Here is a 19,904-nt window from a genome sequence, read left to right as displayed (position 1 = left end):
GGACATTCCCCGGAAGGCGGACCGAGATGAGCGAAAGCGTGTTGAGCGAGATCGTCGCGGCGGGCGTCGTGCAGATCACCATGAACCGGCCCGACCGGAAGAACGCGCTCGACCGCGCCAGCTATGCCGGGCTGATCGCGGCCATCGCCACGGCCGAGGCGGATGACGCGGTCCGCGCCATCCTGCTGACCGGCGCCGGCGGCTGCTTCACCAGCGGCAACGACATCAAGGATTTCGCCATGGCCGCCGCGGCCGGCGAAGGCCCGCGCGTCGCCATCGACTTCCTCGACGCGATCTCGACGGCGAAGAAGCCCATCGTCGCTGCCGTCGAGGGTTTTGCCGTCGGCATCGGCACGACGATGCTGCTGCATTGCGATCTCGCCTTCGCAGGCAGCGGTGCGAGCTTCCGCCTGCCCTTCGTCGCGCTCGGCCTCTCGCCCGAGGGCGGGTCGAGCTATCTCCTGCCGCTGGTCGCGGGCTCGAAGAAGGCGGCGGAACTGCTGATGCTGGGCGAGGCCTTCGACGCCGCGACCGCCGCCGGGGCTGGGCTCGTCAATGCCGTGGTGCCGGAGGGCACGGCGCTGGAGCAGGGGCTCGCCAAGGCGAAGGCGCTGGCGGCACTGCCGCCGCAATCGGTCGCCCTGACCAAGATGCTGCTGAAGCGCGGCTCGGCTGCGGCAGTGGCCGAAACCATCGCGACGGAGGCCCACCATTTCGGCGAGCGCCTGCGCTCGGCCGAGGCCATGGCGGCGTTCGCGGCGTTCTTGAAGAAATAGCGACGGCTCGTCAGGCCGCCACGGCTCTCCGCCCCCTCAGCCAGTCGCGCGTCCAGGAGAAGACCGGCCAGAGCAGCGCCGCAACCGTCATCGCCGCGAGCACGGACGAGACCGGCCGCTCGAAGAAGGGCAGCACCGAGCCGTCCGACTTGATCAGCGAGGTGACGAAGCTCTGCTCCACCATCGTCCCCATGACGATGCCGAGCACCATCGCCGCGACCGGATAGCCGTTTTTCTCCATCACGAAGCCGATGATGCCGAAGAGGGCGACGCACCAGACCGCGAACAGGTTGTTGCCGGCCGTCGCGAAGGCGCCGACCGCGCAGAAGATCATGATCACCGGCATCACCGCCGAGCGCGGCGCGCCGACGACCTTGCTCGCCAGCCGGATCATGACGATGCCGAACGGGATCATGATGATGTTGCCGAGGATGAAGATGATGTAGAGCGCATACATGCTCTCGGCTTGCTGGGTGAACAGCGTCGGCCCGGGGTTCAGCCCCTTCATGTAGAGCACGCCGATGGCGATGGCGGTGATGGTATCGCCGGGAATGCCGAAGAGCAGCGCCGGCACCCAGCCCGAGGCAAGCGAGGCGTTGTTGGAGGCGCCGGCCTCGATCAGCCCTTCGGGATGGCCGGTGCCGAACTTCTCGGGCGTCTTCGAGAAGCGCTTGGCCATCGCATAGCTTACCCAGGCCGCCATGTCGGCGCCGGCGCCCGGCAGSACGCCGATGATGATGCCGACGATRTTCCCGCGCGTCTGCTGCTTGGGGTATTCCTTGGTGAGCTTCCACTGCCCCTTGAGAATGGAGCCCAGGCGCCGGTTTTCGATCTTGGGCGGTTCGCGCTCGGTCAGCGCGCGCATCACCTCGGCCAGCGCGAAGACGCCGACCAGCGCCGGGATCGGCTCGATGCCGCCGAGCAGGTCTGTCGAGCCGAAGGTGAAGCGCGGCACGCCGCCGGGATTGTCGATGCCGATGCAGGTGATCAGCAGGCCGAGCAGCATCGCCGCGATCGCCTTGATCGGCGAGGACCGCGCCACCAGCGTCGAACACATCAGGCCGAGCATGGCGAGCCAGAAATTCTCATAGGTCGAGAAGGAGAGCGCGACATCGGCCAGCAGCGGCGCGATCAGCATCAGCGAGAGCGTGCCGGCGATGCCGCCCAGCGCCGAGAACCACAGGCAGATGCCGAGCGCCGTCTCCGCCTGGCCCTTGCGCGTCATCGCATAGGCCTCATCGGTATAGGCGGCGGAGGCCGGCGTGCCGGGGATGCGCAGGAGGCAGCCCGGAATGTCGCCGGAGAAGATCGCCATAGCCGATGCGGTGATGATCGTCGCGATCGCGGCAATCGGCGAGAGATAGAAGGTGACTGGCACCAGCAGCGCCGTCGCCATCGTCGCAGACAGGCCGGGCAGCGCGCCGACCGTCAGCCCGTAGAACGCGGAGGCAACGATCGCGACCATCACATCGAACTGGAAGACGAGCCCGAAGGCCTTGATGACGGTGTCCATCGTCAGGCCTCGCTCACCAGGGGAAGGGCAGGATGCCGCCGGGCAGCGGCACGCGCAGCAGCTTCAGGAAGATCAGGTTGATGACGAAGGGCGCGATGAGCGCCAGCGGCACGGCGAGCTTCGGCCTGGCTCCGAAGGCGAGGCTCGCTACCAGGACCATGATCGCCGCCGTCGGCAGGAAGCCCAGCGTCTCCGAGACCAGCGCGTAGAAGGCCAGCAGCGCCGGCGGCAGCAAGGCCAGYCAGTTGCGCCAGGCCGGCAGCGGCGCGAGTTGCTCCGGCGCTGTGTGGTTGGCGAGATCGGCCTCGGCAACCTCCTCGAAGCGATGGCCGATCCCGAGCATGATCAGCCCGCCGCAGAGGACGAGGCCAGCGCCGATCACCATTGGGAAGGCGGAAGGGCCGATCTGCTGGCCGGGCACCGGCGGCAGTTGCGAGCCATAGGCGAAGGCGAGGCCGCCCAGAACGGCGACGATACCTCCGGTGACCTTGTCTGAGAGGAGCATGGGCAAAAACGGCTTTCGTGACGGGAAGAGGCCGGTCGCGGCGTATGCGGCCGCGCCCGGCTGCGCGAGGTCCGAGCGTCAGCCCTTGGCGAGCCCGCCCGCCTTCATGAAGGCGCCCATCGCCTTGTCGCTCTCGGCCATGAACGAGCCGAAATTCTCCGCGTCCGCATATTTCATCGAGAGGCCGCGCGAATTCATGAAGTCCTTGTACTCCTGCGAGTCGTAGATCTTCTTCAGCTCGGCGGAGAGCAGCTTGGCGACGTCCGGCGGCAGGTTCTTCGGTCCTCCGATGCCGCGCCAGGAGCCGAGCGGAACCTCGATGTTCAGCGCCTCCTTCAGTGTCGGTACGTCCTTGAATTGCGGGTTGCGCTCCGCCGCCATGATGGCGAGTGCCTTGGCGCGGCCGRCATCGATCATCGCGCGCGCCTCGGGCACCGAGCAGGTCACGAGGTCTAGCCCGCCCGCAGCGAGGTCCTGCATCGCGGGCGCGGCGCCGTTCGAGGGAACCCAGGCGACATGGTCGGGCTTCAGCCCCATCGCCTGCATCCAGCCGACGAGGGCGAGATGCCAGATGCCGCCCTGCCCGGTGCCGGACGCCTTGAACTTGCCGGCGGGCGCGGCCTTGATCGCATCCGCGAGCTGCTTCACGTCCTTGTAGGGCGAATCCGACTTCACCTGCACGCCCGGCGGGTCGTCGTTCATCAGCGCCAGCGGCGTGTAGCTTGCATAGGTCAGTTGCGTCAGGCCCTGGTGATGCATCATCGCGATCTCGGAGGTGATGATGCCGAGCGTGTAGCCGTCCGGCGGCGCCGTCGCGATGGCGGAATGGCCGACCACGCCGGAGCCGCCGGTGCGGTTCACCACGCTGAAGGGCTGGCCGAGGCTCTTTTCCAGCAGCGAGGCGATGATGCGGACGACGGCATCGGTGCCGCCGCCGGCTCCCCAGGGGCATACCAGGGTGACGGGACGGGATGGGAACTTGGCCTGTGCGATGGCAGGCGCGGCGATCAGGCCGGCAGCCCCCGCCGCCGCTCCCTTGAGCACACTGCGTCTGTCGAGGGTGGTCATCTGTCATTCCTCCGCTAAATCGTTTTAGGGGCTGAGCGCTCCTCACCGCTGGCGGGGCGCTCTTGAGATAACCGGGTCATCTGAGCCGATCGCAGAAGCGGTGGCAACTTCGCATTTCGGCGGAGAAAGAGCCTTTTCCGGCGGGTTTCGTCACAGCGGGCACGGGTGCTCCCCGCGCTGGGAGCTTCGGGAAACCGGTCAGCGGAAAAGCGCTACAACCCGCACACCAGCGGCACGACCGCGCCCGAAACCTTGTCGACGACCGCGCCGGTGCTGAGGCTGGCGGCAGCGCCTGAATCGGTCGTCAGCGACAGGCCGGCATTGCCGAGAACGCCCTGGATCGCGGCGGAATCCGCCAGCGCATAGGAACGCTGCGGCGCGATGCCGGCGACGAGTTGCTTGTCGGAGGGGTTGGCGGTCACCAGCCCGACGAGCCGGCCCTGACGGTCGAAGGCCGGGCTTCCGGCCTGTCCGGGTTGCAGCGGCGCCAGCACCGCCGCCCCGGTGGTGGCGCGCAGGGCCTGCCCCGGCAGCGCCACGGCGGCGCGTTTGCCGGCATCGTCGCTGAAGGCCACCAGCACCAGCGCCGCGCCCGCATCCGGCGCCTGCCCCGCCAATGCGGGCGGCCTGGCCGCGCCGGTTCCGTCGAGATCGAGCAGCACGAGGCCGCTGGCATCCTTCGCCCGCGGCTTGGCGGTGCGCCCGCCGGCCCGCAGGCTGCGGCAGCCCTCGACCGCCGACGCCGCGCCGAGCGCGACCTTGTCGGAGAGCAGCACCGCGACGCCATAGCGCTCATTGCTGCGCGCCGCCGGCTGCGTCAGCGGCGGCGCCGATGCCGGCGCAGCAGCACTGGCGACAGCAGTCCCGCTTGCAGGCGCCGGCCCGGTCGGGAAGGGCTCGAAGCTCGCGGCGATCGCGATGACGAGCTTGTCGACGGTCGGGGCCAGCGCCTTGTCGTAGCCGATCGAGAAGCCGCGCAGGCCCTGCGGCCCGGCTGCGAGCCGGCGATAGAACCGCCCGGTCGGCGTCTCCCCGGTGACGACGAAGAAATCCGGCCGGAGCAGCTTGTAGGTGATCTTGCGCGGGCTGTTCGGGCTGACAGTGGTGGCCTTCTCGAACAGCGCCGCGAGATCGTCGCCCGGCGGCGAGGCGGTGGTGTCGAGCGTCACCTTGTCGTCGGCGCTCTGCCAGCGGCTGCCGCCGGCGGGCGTCGCGTCGCGCTTCGGCAGGAGCTTGCCGGGAATGCCGATGCGCACCCCGGTCTTGTCGTCGGTGATCAGCCGGAAGCCGGCGGCATCGCGTGCCGCCTGCGCCGCCTTGGCCAGTGCCGCGCGGTCGGCCGGGGCGAGGACGCCGTCCGCCGGCCCGCGCCCGCCCTTGAGCGCATTGATCGCGCGGAAGGTCAGCGGACCGAAGGAGCCGCTGACCGCGCCGTTGAACTGGCCCGCCCAGATCAGATCGGTCTGGATCGCCTTGCGCTCGGCCTCGGGCAGCGCCTCGAAGCTCGCCTGCGCCGCCGCCATCTGCGGATTGGGCGCGGCCGGGGCGGGAGCCTGCGCCTGTGCGCCCGACGCCGCCGCCAGCAGCGCCAGACCGAGCAGGGCCGCACCGGCTTGCTTGATTCGCGCTCGGTTTCGATCGTCAGGCAACATGGTCTCGTCCTCGGCAAGCGGCGAAGCGGCGAAGCGGCTGCATTGAGCGTCAGAACGCCTGGCGCTGCAACCGCAGAAAGGCATCCCAGCGCGTGTCATCCCGGGCGACCGCCTAGCCCGCGCGCAGCGCCGCCGCATCCTTCACGCGCATGACTTGCACGGGCGCGGCGCGGTGATAGCCTGCCGGCCCGTTCAGCACCGTCATCGGTCCGAAGCCTTCGCCAGCCACGCTGAAGCCCTCGGCCGCCGAAGAGGATCGACGATGAACCTGTTGTCCCGCCTCCTGGTCGCGCTCTGCCTGAGCTTCGCGGCCGCCCCGGCCTTCGCCCAGAAGGCCTATATCCGCACCGATCTCGCGGCCGACGGGCAGAGGCTGGAGGAGCGGCTGAAGCGCGAGGTCGCGGCCGGCAACCGCCCGGCGGCCGATCTCGTCCGCGCCGGCGACATCGTGCTCGGGCGCGGCGATGCGCGCGGCGCCCTGCCGCTCGCCAATGCCGCCGTGGTCGCCGATTCCGGCAATGCCGCCGCCTGGCGCCTCATGGCCCGCGCCGCCAGCGGCATCGAGCCGCGCGACTATCGCGAGCGCTGGGAGATGCGCGAGCGCGCCATCACCGCCGCCTATCTCGCCTATAGCCGCGCCAGCAACCGCACCGACGAGGCCTCCTCGCTCGGCGTGCTCGCCCAGACCTTCGAGAAATACGAGCTCTGGCGCCCGGCGCTGACGACCTATCGGCTCAGCCTCGACCTCGCCGCCAATGCCTCGCTGCAGAAGAGCTATGAGGATCTGCGCGAAAAACGCGGCTTCCGCCTGCTCTCGAACCAGGTCGATTCCGACGCCGCCTCCCCGCGCGCCTGCTTCGAATTCTCCGAACCGCTCGCCCGCGGCAATGTCGATTTCGCGCCCTATGTCGCGATCTCCGGCGGCTCCGGCGATTTCGCCGTCAGCGGCGAGGAACGCCAGATCTGCGTCGACGGGCTGCGCCATGGCGAGCGCTACGCCATCGTCATCCGCCAGGGCGTGCCCTCCGCCATCCCCGACGAGACGCTGCTGAAATCGGCCGATTACGAGATCTATGTCCGCGACCGCACGCCCTCCGTCCGCTTCACCGGCAAGAACTACGTCCTGCCCCGCACCGGCCAGCAGGGCATCCCGGTCGTTTCGGTCAATTCGGGCAAGCTCGACCTCGAGGTGATGCGGATCGGCGACCGCAACCTGATCAACTCGGTCCATTCCGACGACTTCCTGAGCCAGCTCGGCTCGTGGCAATCCCGCCAGATCGCCTCCGACAAGGGCCAGAGCGTCTGGACCGGCACGATGGACGTGAAGTCCGAGCTCAACAAGGACGTCGTCACAGCCTTCCCGGTGGTCGAGGCGGTCGGCAGCCTGAAACCCGGCGTCTATGTCATGTTCGCCAAGCCTTCGGGCGGCCCGGCCGCGCCCGCGACCGGCGACGACGGCGATTCCTACGATGACGGCACCACCCGCGCGACGCAGTGGTTCGTCGTCTCCGATCTCGGCCTGACCTCCTTCTCCGGGCCGGACGGCGTGCATGTGCTTGCCCGCTCGCTCGCCGACGCCAAGCCGATCGCCAACGCGGAGCTGCGCCTGATCGCCCGCAACAACGAGGTGCTCGGCACGGCAAAGACCGATTCCAACGGCTATGCCCGCTTCGACGCAGGGCTCGCCAAGGGCGAAGGCGGCAATGCGCCSGGCMTCGTCACCGCCSKGCTSGGYGAGGATTAYGGCTTCCTCGACCTGAAGCAGACCGCCTTCGATCTSTCSGATCGYGGYGTGAAGGGCCGCGTCGCSCCGGCCGGSCTCGACGCCTWYCTCTATACCGAGCGCGGCGTCTACCGCTCGGGCGAGACGGTCTATCTCACCTCGCTGCTGCGCGACGCCAAGGGCGCCGCCGTCACCGGCCTGCCGCTCACCATCGTGGTCAAGCGCCCCGACGGCGTCGAGTACCGCCGCCGTCAGGTCGAGGACCAGGGTGCGGGCGGCCGCGCCCATTCGATCCCGCTGATCTCCGGCGCCGCCACCGGCACCTGGCGCGTCCTCGCCTATGCCGATCCGAAGGGACAGGCGATCGGCGAGACCTCCTTCCTCGTCGAGGATTACGTTCCCGAGCGGCTGGAGCTGACGCTCGCTCCGAAGGCTCCGGTGCTCCAGGCCGGCGAGCCGGCCGAGGTCAACGTCGCCGCCCGCTATCTCTATGGCGCGCCGGGCTCCGCGCTCGACGTCACCGGCTCGATGACGCTGCGCGCCGCGAGCGCCAGCGCCATCCCCGGCTTCGGGGATTATCAGGTCGGCCTGACCGACGAATCCTTCGATCCCGTCCAGACCGAATTCGAGGAGAGCGCCACCACCGACGCCGCCGGCAAGGCGACGATCTCCAACCCCGTCCAGCAGGCCGAGACCAACCGCCCGCTCGAGGTCGAGATGACCGTGCGCGTCGGCGAGCCCGGCGGGCGCGCCATCGCCCGCTCCGTCACCGTGCCGATCGTGCCCAAGGGCGCGGCCATCGGCGTCCGGCAGACCTTCAAGGACGGCGAGCTCGGCAACAACCAGACCGCGACCTTCGACGTCATCATGGCGACCGGCGACGGCAAGCGGCTCAGCCGGCCGAACGTGAAATGGGTGCTCTCGAAGGTCCGCCGCAACTACCAGTGGTTCTTCAAGGATGGCCGCTGGAACTATGAGGGCGTCACCACCACGAGGCGCGTCTCGGACGGGCAGGTCACGGTCTCCGCGACCGAGCCGGCGAAGATCGCCGCGCCCGTCGAATGGGGCAATTACCGGCTCGACGTGACCTCCGACGGCGCCGAGGAGGCCGCGACTGCCGTCTCCTTCAGCGTCGGCTATGAAAGCGACAAGACCGCCGATACGCCGGATGTGCTCGACGTCGCCCTGGACAAGGCGTCCTACGCCAATGGCGAGACCGTGCAGGTCCGGCTCTCGCCGCGCTTCGCCGGCAAGGCGACGCTCGCCGTCATCAGCGACAAGCTCGCGGACATCCGCACCATCGACATCACCGAGGGCGGCASCACSGCCWCGATCCCGGTSAAGKCGGAATGGGGYGCGAGCGCCTATCTCGTCGYGYTSGCCCAYCGCCCGATGGACACCGCCGCCMAGCGCCTGCCCGGSCGCGCGATCGGTCTGGCATGGTTCCAGATCGGCAAGGACGAGCGCACGCTGGCGGTCGATCTCGGCGCGCCCAAGCTGGTGCGCCCGCTCTCGACGCTCTCGCTGCCGGTCAAGCTCTCCGGGATGAAAGCCGGCGAGGACGCCTTCGTCACGGTCGCTGCCGTCGATGTCGGCATCCTCAACCTCACCCGCTATGAGAGTCCCGATCCGAGCAAGTACTTCTTCGGGCAGCGCCAGCTCGGCCATGATCTGCGCGATCTCTACGGCTATCTGATCGACGGCATGCAGGGCGTGCGCGGCACCATCCGCACCGGCGGCGACGCCGCGCCCAAGATGGACGGCGAGAAGCCGACGCAGGAGCCGCTCGCCCGCTATTCCGGCGTGGTCAAGGTCGGGGCCGACGGCACGGCCAAGATCGATTTCGACCTGCCGGCCTTCAACGGCACGGTGCGCGTCATGGGCGTCGCCTGGTCGGCCGGGCGCACCGGCCAGGCCAGCGCCGACGTGATCGTGCGCGACCAGGTCGTGGCGCAGGCGACGCTGCCGCGCTTCCTCGCCATCGGCGACCAGTCCCGCTTCCATCTCCAGATCGACAATGTCGAGGGTCCCGCCGGCGCCTACACCGTCGATCTCGACGTGAAGGGCCCGGTCCTCGTCGCCGCCGATGCGACCCATCGCACGGTCCAGCTCGCGRCCGGCGCCAAGACGCAGATGACGATCCCCGTCACCGCAGCCGGCCTCGGCCGCGCCGAATTCGACGTGCGCGTCTCCGGACCGAACGGCATCGGCACGGTGCAGAACCTCGCGGTCAAGGTACAGCCCTCGGCGGCGACGCTGGCGCGCCGCATCGTCCGGCCGATCCCCGGCAATGGCGGCGCCGTCACCGTCTCCTCCGACCTGCTGGCTGATCTCGTGCCGGGCTCGGGGCAGGTCTCGGTCTCGGTCTCGCCCTTCGGCTCGCTCGACGTGCCCGCCTTGCTCAAGGCGCTGGACCGCTACCCCTATGGCTGCACCGAGCAGACCGTTTCGCGGGCGCTGCCGCTGCTGGCGGTCAACCAGCTCGCCTCGATGGAGAACCTCGCGCTCGACGACAATGCCGATGAGCGCGTGCAGAAGGCAATCGAGCGCGTGCTCGCCCGGCAGGGCGGCAACGGCTCCTTCGGCCTGTGGGGCGTCGGCGGCGAGGATTTGTGGCTCGACGCCTTCGTCGCGGACTTCCTGACGCGGGCCCGCGAGCGCAAGTTCGACGTGCCGCAGGTGGCCTTCAACATGGCGCTGGACCGCCTGCGCAACCAGGTCGTCAACACCGGCGACATCAACAAGGAGGAGGCCGCCGGCATCGCCTATGCGCTCTATGTGCTCGCCCGCAACGGCCGGCCGGTGATGGGCGATCTGCGCTATCTCGCCGACAACAAGCTCGGCGATTTCGCGACCCCGCTCGCCCGCGCCCAGATCGGCGCGGCGCTCTCGGCGCTCGGCGACCGGGCGCGCGGCCGCACCGCCTTCGGCAGCGCGCTCGGCCTGCTCCAGCAGGCTGGTGATGACGGGTTCTCGCGCCCCGATTACGGCTCGCGCCTGCGCGACGGCGCCGGCGTGCTCGCGCTGATCGCGGAATCGAATGGCGAGCGGGCCGATATCGGTCGCGCCGTCTCCCTCCTCGACGCCACCCGCAACAGCGCTCGCAACAGCTACACCTCGACGCAGGAGCAGATGTGGATGGTGCTGGCGGCGCAGGCCATGTCCAAGGAGGCCGAGGGCATGACGCTGACCGTCGACGGCGCGGCCCGCAAGGGCGCCTTCTACCGCACCGTCTCGGCCGAGGCGCTGGACGCCAAGCCACTGACCATCGCCAATCCGGGCAGCGCCAATGCCCAGGCGGTGATCACCGTCGCGGGCATCCCGACCACGCCGGAGCCGGCGCTGAACCAGGGTTTCGGCCTCGAGCGCGTGATCTACACGATGAAGGGCGAGCGGGCCGACCCCGCCCGCCTGCGCCAGAACGAGCGCTATGTCGTGGCGCTCAACGTGACCGAGGGCGCGCCGCGCTTCGGCCGCTTGCTGCTGGTCGATCCGGTGCCGGCCGGGCTGGAGATCGAGAATGCCAACCTGACCGAGGGCGCCTCGACCGCCGGGCTCGACTGGCTGAAGCAGGAGGTCTCGCCGGTGCATACCGAAGCGCGCGACGACCGCTTCGTCGCGGCCTTCGAGCGCTCCGGCGGAAAGAGCGACAAGCTCGCCTACACCATCGCCTATATCGCCCGGGCTGTCTCGCCCGGCCGCTATGTCGCGCCGGCCGCCGTGATCGAGGACATGTACCGGCCGGATCGCTTCGGCCGCACCGGCTTCGGCGCGGTGGAGATCAGTTCGGCGCGGTGATGGCCGTGAATGACCCGACCAGTCCGTCATTCTCGGGCGAAGCGAAGCGCAGACCCGAGAATCTCGATCAGGAGATGCTCGGGTCAAGCCCGAGCATGACGCCGCGTCCTGRCCGCTTCGGCAAGCTTAAGATCGGGGTGGCGGCCTGCGCCCTTGCGGTCGTTGCCGCCACCACCGCCCTCACCCTCTACATCCGCTCCCTCCCGCCGCTCGGCCTTTCCGCCGCCGCCGACCGCTCGACCGTCGTGCTCGACCGCGAAGGCCGGCTGCTGCGGCCCTTCCTCACCACGGATGGCCGCTGGAAACTTCCCGTCACCRGCGACGATGTCGACCCGCGCTACCTCGCCATGCTCAAGGCCTATGAGGACAGGCGCTTCGACAGCCATCCCGGCATCGATCCGCTCGGCCTGGCGCGCGCCGCCGGCCAGATGCTGCGGCATGGCCGCGTCGTCTCCGGCGGCTCGACCCTGACCATGCAGGTCGCCCGCCTGCTCGAGCCGCGCGACGAGCGCAACCTTGCCGCAAAAATCCGGCAGGCCGTGCGTGCCGTCGAATTGGAACGGCACCTCAGCAAGACCGAGATCCTCGACCTCTATCTCAACCTCGCCCCCTTCGGCGGCAATCTCGAAGGCSTGCGYGCSGCRAGCTTCGCCTATTTCGGCMRSGAGCCGAARCGKCTTTCCACCGCCGARGCSGCSCTGCTCGTCGCCTTGCCGCAATCGCCCGAGACACGCCGGCCCGACCGTTTCGCGGAAGCCGCCCGAAAAGCCCGCGCCCGTGTGCTCGCCCGCATCGAACGTGCCGGCATCGCGACGGCCGGAGAAGTCACCGCCGCGCGCGACGAGGAGATCCCGACCGGGCGCCGCCCCTTCCCCACCTTGAGCCCCCATGTCGCCGAGCAGGTCGTGGCGGAGGCGCCGGCGCAGCGCGTCCACCGTCTCAGCCTCGATGCCCGCCTGCAGAAGAGCCTGGAAGGCCTCGCCCGCGAGCGCAGCCTCGGCCTCGCGCCCCAGGTTTCGATCGCGATCCTCGCCGTCGACAACGAGACCGRCGCGGTCCGCGCCTCCGTCGGCGGCGTCGATTATTTCGCGGCCGAACGGGCAGGCGCGCTCGACCTGACGCGGGCCCTGCGCTCGCCCGGCTCGGCGCTGAAGCCCTTCATCTATGCGCTCGCCTTCGACAACGGCATCGCCCATCCCGAGACGATGCTGGAAGACCGGCCGGCACGCTATGGCAGCTATGTGCCCGAGAATTTCGACATGACCTTCCAGGGCATGGTCAGCGCCCGCAAGGCGCTGCAGCTCTCCCTGAACGTCCCGACGGTGGAGCTGCTCTCGGCGCTCGGCCCGCAGCGTTTCCTGTCGCGACTGCGCGATGCCGGCATCACCGTCGCTCTGCCGAAAGAGGGCGGCGCGCCCGGCCTCGCGGTCGGCCTCGGCGGGCTCGGCATCACCTTGCAGGACCTGACCCGCGCCTATGTCGGGCTGGCGCGCGGCGGCGAGATGGCGCCGCTGCGGTTCAGGGAGGAGCCGTCTTCCGGCGGAACGCCGCCCCTGCATCTCGTCGAGCCGGTCGCGGCCTGGTATGTCGCCGACACGCTGCTCGGCGCGCCGCCACCGCTCAACGCCGTGCCCGGCCGCATCGCCTATAAGACCGGCACCTCCTACGGCTATCGCGATGCCTGGGCCGTCGGCTTCGACCGCAAGCACACCATCGGCGTCTGGGTCGGCCGGGCCGATAACGGCGCCGTGCCCGGCCTCGTCGGGCGCGTGGTGGCGGCGCCGATCCTGTTCGACGCCTTCGCCCGGCTCGGCATCGATCCGCGCCCCTTCCCGCAACCCGCCGACGCCATCGTGGCGAGCACGAACCACCTGCCGCCGCCGCTGCGCCATCTGCGCCAGGATGTGCCGAAGACGGTGGCCGCCATCGCGACGCCGGCCTTGAAACTCGCCTTCCCGCCGGACGGCGCCCGCATCGACCTCTCGGCCGACAGCCTCGACGGCCAGGGCCAGCTCAATCTGAAGGCCGCGGGCGGTGCACCGCCCTTCACCTGGCTGGTCGACGGCACGCCTGTCACCGCGCCACTGCGTCGACGCGAGGCCGCCTGGCAGCCGCCCGGCAAGGGCTTCATGCGAATTTCCGTGGTGGATGGGACGGGAGCGAGCGAGAGCGTCTCGGTCAGGTTGCAGTAGCAAGCTTGCGCGCACCGAAAACCCCGTCCAGGCCTCGCCTGCGGGGTTTTCGGGCCTGTTGCATCCGAGGGGATGCGCGGAGCCTGGCGGCGTTCGCAGTCGACGGCTGCGTGCCGATGTCGAGTCGATGTCGATGGTGTCGAACAGCGACGACCTCGGTCCGGGAGCGCGAAACCCGCAATCCCAACCGGCCGCACGATGCCTCGCGAAGCCCCTCGGTCGAATGGGACGAGGCGAGAATAGGCATGGGGCGGAAGGGCGGGGATAAGTTTGGTCGAGGAACCGGGGGTCTTCCTTCTCCCCTTGGGGAAGAAGGTGGCTCGGCGAAGCAGAGACGGATGAGGGCGGAACCTCAGCCGAAAACAAGAAAGGGCCGCTKRCGCGACCCTTCCTTTATCCATCGGCTTCGCAGACACCCTCTCCCGCAAGGGGAGAAGGGAAGGAACGCGCGCTACTCCGCCGGCTGCGGATGCGCGCCATGCGCCTCTTCATGTGCGCCATGGCGCGAACCATGGACCTTGCGCGCCAGATAGCTGTAGGCCACCGGCACCACATAGAGCGTCAGCAAGGTGCCGAAGCTCATGCCGCCGACGATGACCCAGCCGATCTGCGAGCGGCTTTCCGCGCCGGCGCCATGGGCGATGGCGAGCGGCACGGCGCCGAGCACCATGGCGCCGGTCGTCATCAGGATCGGACGCAGGCGCAGTTCCGCCGCCTCGACGAGGGCGTCGATCATCTCCTTGCCCTCCTCGCGCAACTGGTTGGTGAACTCCAGGATCAGGATGCCGTGCTTGGTGATGAGGCCGACCAGCGTGATCAGGCCGATCTGGCTGTACACGTTCATCGTGCCGCCCGAGTAGTACAGCGCGGCAAGCGCGCCCGTCAGCGAGAGCGGCACCGAGACCATGATGACGATGGGGTCGACGAAGCTCTCGAACTGCGCCGCCAGCACCAGATAGATGAAGCCGAGCGCGAGCAGGAAGACGATGAAGATGCTGGCGCCCGACTGCTTGAACTCGCGGCTCTGGCCGGAATAGTCGATCTGCACCGAACTGGGCAGCACGCGCCCCGCGCCCTCCTCCAGCACCTTGAGCGCATCGCCCAGCGAATAGCCGGGCGCAGGGATCGCGGTGATCGTCGCCGAGCGGAGCTGATTGAAGCGGACCAGTTCCTTGGGCGCGACGTTCTCCTCGACCTTGACCAGGCTGGAGAGCTGCACCACCGCGCCACCGCGGCCCATCAGATAGATCGACTGCAGCGCCTGCGGCGTGTTGCGCTCCGTGCCCTCGACCTGCAGCACGACGTCGTACTGCTTGCTGTTCATGTTGAAGCGCGTCACCTGCCGGCCGCCGAGCAGCGTCTCCATGGTGCGGCCGATGATGTCGACATTGACGCCGAGATCCGCGGCGCGCTGCCGGTCGATCGAAACCTTGATCTGCGGCTTGTCGAGAATGAGGTTGCTCTCGACATTGGTCAGAACGGGCGAGTTCGCGACCTCCGCCATCAGCTGGTCGACATAGGACTTGATCTGGGCATAGGGCTCGGAGGAGCGCAGCACGAACTCGACCGGCTTGCTGTTCGCCTGGCCCTGGCCGAGCGAGGCCGGATTGGTGGCGAACAGGCGGATGCCCGGGATTTGCGACAGCCCCCGGTTGATCTCGGCGACCAGATCCTGCTGCTTGCGCTCGCGCTCCTCCCAGGGCTTGAGGCGGGCGAAGGCGATGGCGCGGGTCACATCGGGGAAGCCGACGATGACGAGGTAGGTCTCGACCTCCTGGATGTTCTTGAAATAGGTCTCGACCCGCCGGGCATAGTCGGCGGTGAAGGACAGCGTGGCGCCCTCGGGCGCGACACCGATCACGTTGATCGTGCCGCGATCCTCGACTGGCGACAATTCCGAGCGCAGATGGGTGAAGAAGTAGTAGCCGCCGCCGGCGACGCCCACCGCCAGCAGGATAATGAGCGGACGCACCGACAGCGCCGCGCGCAGCGACGCCCTGTAGCCCCGCGACAGCGCGTTGAAGCCACGCTCCAGCACGTTGAACAGCCAGCTATGGGAATCGTGATGGCGCAGCAGCTTGGCGCACATCATCGGGGTCAGCGTCAGCGCGACGAAGCCCGAGACCAGCACCGCGCCGGCCAGCGTCAGCGCGAACTCGATGAAGAGCTTGCCGGTGCGGCCGGTCGAGAACGCCATCGGCGCATAGACCGCGACCAGCGTCAGTGTCATCGCCACCACCGCGAAGGCGATCTCGTTGATGCCGCGGATCGCCGCCTTGGTCGGCGCGATGCCGTCCTCGATATGGCGGTGCACGTTCTCSAGCAYGACGATGGCGTCGTCGACGACGAGGCCGATGGCGAGCACCATCGAGAGCAGCGTCAGGGTGTTCACGGTGAAGCCGAGCGCATACATCAGCGCGAAGGAGCCGATCAGCGAGACCGGAATCGTCACCAGCGGGATCAGCGTCGCTCGCAGCGAGCGCAGGAAGATGAAGATGATCAGGACGACGAGGACGGTCGCCTCGATGATCGTCTGGTAGACCGCCTTGATCGAGCGGTCGATGAAGACCGAGGTATCATAGGACTTGGCGATCGACATGCCCTGAGGCAGATCCTCGATGATGCCCGGCAGCGCCTCCTCGATGCCGGCCGAGACGTCGAGCGGGTTGGCCGTCGCCTGCTTGACAATGCCGATCGTCACCGAGGGCGCGCCGCCGAACCAGGCGGCGTTGCGCTCCTCGCGCGCGCCGAGCTCGACCTTGGCGACGTCCTTGAGCTTCACGGAGAAGCCGTTGGCGTCCTTGATGACGATCTCGCGGAATTCCTCCGGCGTCGTCATGCTGGTCTGCGAGAGCACGGTGAATTCGCGGTCGTTGCTCTCGATGCGGCCCGATGGGATCTCGATGTTCTGGGCCCGGACCGCCGCCTCGATCTGCTGGACGCTGACGTCATAGGCCGACATCCGGGCMCGATCGAGCCAGATGCGCATSGCRTATTGCCGYTGGCCGAGAATGCGSACYTCSGCSACGCCGGTGAYRTTCTGCACSCGGTCGGMRATGAAGCGGTCGGCGAAGTCGGTGAGCTCGAGCTCCAGGATCTGGGTGACCTGCGTCTCGATGATCTCGGCCGAGGCGCCGCGATAATCGGTGCGCACCGAGACGACGGGCTCGTCGATATTGGGATATTCGCGCACGGTCAGGCGGCCATAGCTGACGAAGCCGATCAGCATCACCAGCAGACTCATGACCGTCGAGAGGACGGGCCTACGGACGAAGAGTTCGAACAGGCTCATCAGAGCTGGCTCGTCTGAACGATCTTGTCCTTGATCGCGATGGCGGCGCCGTCGCGCAGCCGCATCTGCCCGGCGGTGATGATCTGCATGCCGGGCGTCAGCCCGCTGACGATCTCGACCTTGCCCGGCAGGCGCTTGCCGAGCTCGACGCTGAGGCGCTTCGCYTTGCCGTTCTCGACGACATAGACCATCTTGCCGACGGCATCCGGCACCACCGCCATCTCCGGCACCACGATCGCGTTCGGGCGCTGGTCGATGGTGATGGCGAGGCGGGCGAAGAGGCCGGGCTTGAGCGCGAGATCCGCGTTCGGGATCGTCGCGCGCAGGCGGATGGCGCGGCCGTTCACGTCCACGACCGGGTCGATCGCGAAGATCTTGCCGGTGAATTTCCGGTCGACGACCGCATCGACCCGCATCTGCACGGGCTGCCCGACCTTGAGGCGGCTGAGGAAGATCTCCGGAACGCGGAAATCGATCTTGATCGGGTCGACGCTGGTCAGGGTGATCAGCGGCTTGCCGACCGGGACATAGTCGCCGACGCCGACCGCGCGCAGGCCGACCACGCCGTTGAACGGCGCGAGGATGGTCGATTGCGCGAGCTTGGCCTTGGCGAGCTGGACGCGGGCCTCGGTCGAGGCGAGCTTCGCCGCGGATTCGTCGAGCGCGACCTGCGTGCCGGAACCGCGCGAGACCAACCCCCTCAGACGCTCGTTGGTGTCGCGGGCGAGGCCGAGATCGGCCATCGCCTGCTTGAGCTCGGCATCGAGGATCGCGGTGTCGAGCTTGACCAGCTCCTGCCCGGCCTTGACCGGCTCGCCTTCCCTGAAGCCGAGCGAGACGACGCGGCCGGCGATCTCGGGGGCGATGACGACGGATTCGTCGGCGGCCAAAGTGCCGAGCGCCTCGACCTCCTCGCTGACCGTCATGATCTCGACGGAGGCGACTTCCACCGGCACCGCCGCACGCGCAGTCGGCGCCACGCTGGCCTGGGCCGGCTGGCTGCCGGCCAGACGCATCCGGTAGCCGTAATACCCGCCGCCTGCCAGGCCGGCAACGAGGAGAAGGAGAACGAACCGCTTCATCAGGCTGGGGGCTCCGTTGCCGCCGGTTGGTCTTAAATGGAACGAAAGGCCTTGCTAAGATGCCGGCACGCCACAGCGGCACAAAAACGCATGTTTTTGCGCCGCCGCCGCATCGATCCGGCGCCTTTAGGCACCTATGCAAGATACCTGCCGGGGCGCGACGCGCCGATACGGCGCCTCTGCCGCACGCAGGCATCCATCCTCATCCTGCCGATAAGTCACCCATCGTCCAAGCGCATTTTACCGACCTCACGAAAATGTTGGCCCGCCCGGCCCCGTGAAAGGCCGTTCGGAGCCGCACAGCGGCCGCCCGCCGTCACGCCGCTGTCATCTCCGGCCGATAGCGCTTCTTCCCATGCATGAATCTTGGCTCCGACGGCTCCGGCCGGCCCGGTGTCGCCATCGTGCGAAATGTCATGTTCGAGAACCTTTCATGTTGCGCATCGAAGGCCTGGTGAAGCGCTTCGGCGACAAGAACGCCGTCGACAATGTCTCGCTGTCGATCCCCAACGGCGAGATGGTCGGCGTCATCGGCCGGTCCGGAGCCGGCAAATCGACGCTGCTGCGCATGCTCAACCGGCTCGCCGAGCCGAGCGCCGGGCGCATCATCTGCGAGGAGCGTGACATCACGGCGCTGAAGGGCACCGCGCTCAGGCGCTGGCGCCGCGACACCGCGATGATCTTCCAGCAATTCAACCTCGTCGGCCGCCTCGACGTGCTCACCAACGTGCTGCTCGGCCGGCTCAATCACCGCTCGCCCGCGCTGACGCTGGTGAAGAGCTTCTCCACCGACGACAAGATCCGCGCCATCGCCGCGCTCGAGCGGCTCGACATGGCCCATCTCCTCGCCCAGCGTGCCGAGACCCTGTCGGGCGGCCAGCAGCAGCGCGTCGCCATCGCCCGCGCTCTGGTCCAGGAGCCGCGCATCATCCTGGCCGACGAGCCGATCGCCTCGCTCGACCCGCGCAACACCCAGGTCGTGATGGACGCACTGTTCCGCATYAAYCGCGAGSACGGCATCACCGTGATGTGCAACCTGCACGACCTCGATATCGCAGCGAAATACTGCGACCGGCTGATCGGCATGGCCGCCGGCAAGGTCGTCTTCGACGACGTGCCGCAGGCGCTGACCCGCGAGGTCGCGGCCGAGCTCTACGGCATCGAGGCCAAGGATGCCGGCGCCGAGGCCCTGGATGCGCTCGACGCCATCGCCGCCTCCGAAGCCAAGCGCGCCAAGCAGAAGATCGCCTGAGCGGCCGCCGCGCCGCCAGCCGCGAGAAGACGAGCCTAACCCGAAGACCCGCACCCAAAGGAGCAGACCGCATGCTGACCCGTCGCCATACCCTGAAGCTCGCCGCCGCCGGCCTCGCCGTCGCCGCCACCCCGGCTTTCGCCCAGGACTGGAAGGCGAAGTATCCGGAGCTCGTCTTCGCCATCATCCCGGCCGAGAACGCCTCGGGCGTCGTCGACCGCTACACCCCCTTCGTGAACTATCTCTCGAAGGAGCTCGGCACCAAGGTGACGCTGCGCGTCGCCAATGACTACGCCGCGATCATCGAGGGCCAGCGCGCCGGCAACATCCAGATCGGCATGTACGGCCCGGCTTCCTTCGCCCGCGCCCGCGTCACCGGCGTCAAGGTCGACGCCTTCGCGATCGAGACCAATCTCGACGGCACCAAGGGCTATCACTCCGTCTTCTACGTGAAGAAGGATTCGCCCTACCAGAAGATCGAGGACCTCAAGGGCAAGAACCTCGGCCTCGTCGACCCGAACTCCACCTCGGGCAACAACGTGCCGCGCTTCGTCCTCGACAAGATGAAGATCGACCCGGACACCTTCTTCTCCAAGGTCGTCTATACCGGCAGCCACGAGAACGCGATCATCGCGCTGCAGCAGGGCACTGTCGACGTCGCCGCGAACTGGTGGAACGACGAGAACGAGTCGAACCTGCTCCGCATGGCCCGCAAGAACATGGYCAAGGCCGASGAYTTCCGGATCATCTACAAGTCCGAGCAGATCGTGAACTCGCCGATGGCCTATCTCTCGGACCTGCCTGAGGACCTCAAGGCCAAGATCCGCGACGCCGTCCTCAACCTCGCCACCAAGGACAAGGCCGCCTTCGACAAGATCTATGAAGGCAAGCAGGGCCCGCTCGTCGCCGTCGACAACAAGGCCTACGACCCGGTCATCGAGCTCATCACCTTCGTCGACTCGCTGCGCAAGAAGAAGTCGTCGTAATTCAGCCCGTCATGCTCGGGCTTGCCCCGAGCATCTCTTCAAAGAGCTTCTCGGGTCCGCGCGCC

11 protein-coding genes are annotated in these 19,904 nt (G+C 68.4%); 5 read left to right on the top strand and 6 right to left on the bottom strand.

Going from position 1 to position 19,904, the window contains the following annotated elements; translation table 11 throughout:
* The first annotated feature begins 26 nt into the window (after positions 1-26).
* Positions 27-776 carry an enoyl-CoA hydratase-related protein gene (locus AB4Y99_RS08825; RefSeq protein WP_441523047.1) on the top strand — a complete coding sequence of 250 codons (750 nt, stop codon included), beginning with the start codon at positions 27-29 and terminating at the stop codon, positions 774-776.
* Between the two features lie 10 nt (positions 777-786).
* Here the strand turns inward: AB4Y99_RS08825 and AB4Y99_RS08820 are convergent, their stop codons facing one another.
* The 4 genes from AB4Y99_RS08820 to AB4Y99_RS08805 all read right to left on the bottom strand — a co-directional run bounded on the left by AB4Y99_RS08820 (position 787) and on the right by AB4Y99_RS08805 (position 5,514).
* Positions 787-2,289 (bottom strand): tripartite tricarboxylate transporter permease, encoded by a 1,503-nt coding sequence (locus tag AB4Y99_RS08820; RefSeq protein WP_441523046.1) that lies wholly within the window; start codon positions 2,287-2,289, stop codon positions 787-789.
* Positions 2,290-2,302: 13 nt separating this feature from the next.
* On the bottom strand, positions 2,303-2,794 hold the full coding sequence (locus AB4Y99_RS08815) for a tripartite tricarboxylate transporter TctB family protein (protein WP_441523045.1): 492 nt from the start codon (positions 2,792-2,794) through the stop codon (positions 2,303-2,305).
* A gap of 78 nt (positions 2,795-2,872) precedes the next feature.
* The gene (locus AB4Y99_RS08810; protein ID WP_441523044.1) at positions 2,873-3,862 is read right to left on the bottom strand and encodes a tripartite tricarboxylate transporter substrate binding protein; all 990 of its coding nucleotides are present in this window, start codon (positions 3,860-3,862) and stop codon (positions 2,873-2,875) included.
* Between the two features lie 212 nt (positions 3,863-4,074).
* Complete coding sequence (locus tag AB4Y99_RS08805; RefSeq protein WP_441523043.1) at positions 4,075-5,514, bottom strand: serine protease family protein; 1,440 nt, start codon at positions 5,512-5,514, stop codon at positions 4,075-4,077.
* Between the two features lie 262 nt (positions 5,515-5,776).
* On the opposite strand from AB4Y99_RS08805, the gene AB4Y99_RS08800 reads away from it, so the two are divergent.
* Together AB4Y99_RS08800 and pbpC are read left to right on the top strand one after the other, a co-directional pair.
* Entirely contained in the window at positions 5,777-11,035 is a 5,259-nt protein-coding gene (locus AB4Y99_RS08800; RefSeq protein WP_441523042.1) for an alpha-2-macroglobulin family protein, read from the top strand.
* 95 nt (positions 11,036-11,130) lie between these two features.
* Positions 11,131-13,227 carry a penicillin-binding protein 1C gene (pbpC, locus tag AB4Y99_RS08795; protein ID WP_441523041.1) on the top strand — a complete coding sequence of 699 codons (2,097 nt, stop codon included), beginning with the start codon at positions 11,131-11,133 and terminating at the stop codon, positions 13,225-13,227.
* 451 nt (positions 13,228-13,678) lie between these two features.
* Here the strand turns inward: pbpC and AB4Y99_RS08790 are convergent, their stop codons facing one another.
* A complete protein-coding gene (locus AB4Y99_RS08790; protein ID WP_441523040.1) occupies positions 13,679-16,519 on the bottom strand; it encodes an efflux RND transporter permease subunit in 2,841 nt (946 codons plus the stop codon).
* On the bottom strand, positions 16,519-17,601 hold the full coding sequence (locus AB4Y99_RS08785) for an efflux RND transporter periplasmic adaptor subunit (RefSeq protein WP_038363111.1): 1,083 nt from the start codon (positions 17,599-17,601) through the stop codon (positions 16,519-16,521). Before AB4Y99_RS08785 ends, AB4Y99_RS08790 begins: the two co-directional genes overlap by 1 nt.
* Positions 17,602-18,034: 433 nt before the next feature.
* Here AB4Y99_RS08785 and phnC point away from each other — a divergent pair, with 433 nt between their 5' ends.
* The gene (phnC, locus tag AB4Y99_RS08780; RefSeq protein WP_441523039.1) at positions 18,035-18,853 is read left to right on the top strand and encodes a phosphonate ABC transporter ATP-binding protein; all 819 of its coding nucleotides are present in this window, start codon (positions 18,035-18,037) and stop codon (positions 18,851-18,853) included.
* A gap of 71 nt (positions 18,854-18,924) precedes the next feature.
* Positions 18,925-19,839 carry a phosphonate ABC transporter substrate-binding protein gene (gene phnD / locus AB4Y99_RS08775; protein ID WP_441523038.1) on the top strand — a complete coding sequence of 305 codons (915 nt, stop codon included), beginning with the start codon at positions 18,925-18,927 and terminating at the stop codon, positions 19,837-19,839.
* Positions 19,840-19,904: the final 65 nt, after the last annotated feature.

The sequence above is a fragment of the Allobosea sp. TAB14 genome (genome assembly GCF_052113865.1).
GTDB lineage: Bacteria > Pseudomonadota > Alphaproteobacteria > Rhizobiales > Beijerinckiaceae > Allobosea > Allobosea spartocytisi.
Note: the sequence above shows the minus strand (reverse complement) of the source record. Positions and strands in the feature narration are given on the sequence as shown.

Coding starts and splice junctions, on each gene's coding strand:
- AB4Y99_RS08825 (WP_441523047.1), top strand. CDS start 27: ATGAGCGAAAGCGTGTTGAGCGAGATCGTCGCGGCGGGCGTCGTGCAG.
- AB4Y99_RS08805 (WP_441523043.1), bottom strand. CDS start 5,514: ATGTTGCCTGACGATCGAAACCGAGCGCGAATCAAGCAAGCCGGTGCG.